We start from the raw sequence: 1,914 nt of genomic DNA, 5'->3' as shown, positions 1-1,914 counted from the left end.
ACGGTGGCCGAACCACCGTAGAGGGTGCGGAAGTTCATCCGGGCGGACTCGGTGGTGAGCTCGACGGTCCGGGGTTCGGTGCCGTTGTTGACGGCGACGAGGTACTCGTTGGAGTGCTCGGCGTCGATGCGGGAGTACGCGTAGACGGAGCCTTCGGCGTAGCGCTCGGTCTGGACGCCGTCCCTCAGGGCCGGGTTGTCCTTGGTGAGCTTGGAGAGCGCCGCGATCGACTTGTACAGCGGGTGCGTGGTGTCGTACGCGTCCGAGGCGTGCGTACGGTCGGTGCCGAGCTGGTCGTCGTCGAGGTAGTCGGCGACCTTGGTGGCGAAGAGCGGCTGCCGGGCGTCCTTGTCGCCGCCGGCACCGGTGTAGCCCTGCTCGTCACCGGAGTAGACGACGGGGTTGCCGCGGCCGAGGAACATCAGTTCGTTGGCGAGCTTGTCGCGCTTGACCAGTTCGGCGTCGGAGGCGTTCGGGTTGTCCTGCTTGAGGAAGGTCCCGATGCGGCCCATGTCGTGGTTGCCGAGGAAGGTGACCTGCTCGTAGGCGTTCGCCTTGTCGGTGGTGTACCGGTAGTCGTCGGCGTAGAGCGAGGCGAGCTTCGAGGCCGGGGCGCCCTGGGAGGCGTACTGGCGGGCGGCTTCCTGGAAGGGGAAGTCCAGCGTCGCGTCGAGCCTGCCCTGGGTCACGTACGGCGAGGTGATCGCGGTGTCGGCGGAGTAGACCTCGCCGAACATGAAGAAGTCGTCACGGCCGTGCTTCGCGGCGTAGGTGTCGAGGGCGGTCGCCCACTGGGTCCAGAAGTCCATGTCGACGTGCTTGACGGTGTCGATGCGGAAGCCGTCGATGTCGAAGTCGCGGACCCACTTCTCGTAGATCTTCTCCATGCCGGAGACGACCTCGGGGCGCTCGGTCCACAGGTCGTCGAGGCCGGAGAAGTCGCCGTACTCGGTGGACTCGCCCGCGTAGGTGGAGTCGCCCCGGTTGTGGTACATCGTCGGGTCGTCGAGCCAGGACGGGACCTTCTTGCCCGTGACCTTCGGGGTGTACGGGAAGGAGTCCGCGTCCACCTTCGCCATGCCGTCGCTGTCGTCGAAGGGGCGGCCCTCGGTGTCGAGGTAGGGGTAGGCGCCCTTCGGCTGGTAGCCGTAGCTCTTCTCGGCGTAGTCGACGGTGTCGGCCGTGTGGTTGGTGATGACGTCGAAGAAGACCTTCATGCCCTTGCCGTGGGCCTTGTCGATCAGCTTCTCCAGATCGGCGTTGGTGCCGAAGTGGGGGTCCACCTGCGTGAAGTCGGTGATCCAGTACCCGTGGTAGCCGGCCGAGGCGTCGGCCCCGGTGCCCTGCACGGGGCGGTTCTTGAAGATCGGGGCGAGCCAGATCGCGGTGGTGCCGAGGCCCTTGATGTAGTCGAGCCGGTTGGTGAGCCCCTTGAGGTCGCCGCCCTGGTAGAAGCCCTTGTCCGTGGGGTCGTACCCGGTCTCCAGACGGGAGCCGGTCAGGCCGCCCTTGTCGTTGGAGGTGTCGCCGTCGGCGAACCGGTCGGGCATGACGAAGTAGAACTGCTCGCGGGTGAGGTCCTTGCGGGACGACTCCTCGGCGAGGGACGCGTCCGAGGGCGGGGACGGCGGCCTGGTCGCGGCGGACGCGGTCGCCGCCGGTACGACGGGCAGCAGCGCGGCGCACAGCGCGGCGACGGCTCCCCGGCGGAGGGTGGTTCGGGACACGGAGGGTTCTCCTCGGACGGTGGGTGGGGCGGTAGTGCCGGCCCGGCGGGGGCGGCACGGGAAAGGGGCGGGCCGGGAGGCGTCGAGCGCTCTCTCCCGCCGGACACCAACCACCGGTTCGTCCTGGAGACCCCGGTACGCGCCACCCGGGTGCGCATCGACATCTTCCCGGACGGCGGGATCTCCC

At 68.5% G+C, this 1,914-nt stretch carries 1 protein-coding gene; it reads right to left on the bottom strand.

Going from position 1 to position 1,914, the window contains the following annotated elements:
- Positions 1–1,727, bottom strand: a 1,727-nt coding sequence (locus tag ACWD3D_RS36515) for an alpha-amylase family glycosyl hydrolase (protein WP_451464951.1), incomplete at its 3' end; no start/stop codon positions are given.
- Positions 1,728–1,914 lie beyond the last annotated feature (187 nt).

The sequence above is a fragment of the Streptomyces sp. NPDC002690 genome, assembly GCF_053592415.1.
The sequence above is the reverse complement of the archived record's forward strand: the minus strand, read 5'-3'. Positions and strand labels throughout refer to the sequence as shown.